Source organism: Streptomyces muensis (genome assembly GCF_021474425.1).
Classification (GTDB): domain Bacteria; phylum Actinomycetota; class Actinomycetes; order Streptomycetales; family Streptomycetaceae; genus Streptomyces; species Streptomyces muensis.
In genome coordinates this window covers 1-464 of sequence record NZ_JAKEIP010000649.1, presented here as the reverse complement: position 1 = coordinate 464, position 464 = coordinate 1, and the positions used below count along the sequence as shown (strand labels likewise).

Sequence of the window (464 nt, the reverse complement as noted above, 5' to 3'; positions counted from 1 at the left end):
GTCCGGCCCCCGCTGCCGGGAGTCGGCGCTGCCGCCGCCCGAGCCGTCGTCGGCGGTGAGCGCGTACACGCCGACGCCGATGCTCGCGAGGACGACCGCGGCGACTCCCACGGCTATGCCCGTACGCAGCCCACGCCGCCCGCCCGACTGCAACTGCCCGGGATAACCCGGATGCACCGGATACGCCCCGCCGGCGGCCAACTGCTCCGGAGGCCCCCATACGTCCGCCGACCCCACGGGCCGGACCTGATCCGTCCACGCCTTGCCGTCCCACCAGCGCTCGGTGGGCGGACCGTCACTTTTCTGCCCCGGGTCGGGGTACCAGCCGGGAGGAGTCACCTGCGTCATGCGCCCACCGTATGAGGTCTCGGTGAAAGTCGGATGAGAGGAAGCCAGCGCCTCCGGCGACTTTCAGCCCGCCCGGCGTTCGAGGACGAGGCCACAGCCGTCCCGAGCCCCCACCC

Annotated in this window: 1 protein-coding gene; it reads right to left on the bottom strand. The window is 73.3% G+C overall.

Annotated elements, in window-relative coordinates; genetic code table 11:
* Positions 1-348, bottom strand: a 348-nt coding sequence (locus L0P92_RS44890; protein WP_234768867.1) for a DUF2510 domain-containing protein, incomplete at its 3' end; no start/stop codon positions are given.
* Positions 349-464: the final 116 nt, after the last annotated feature.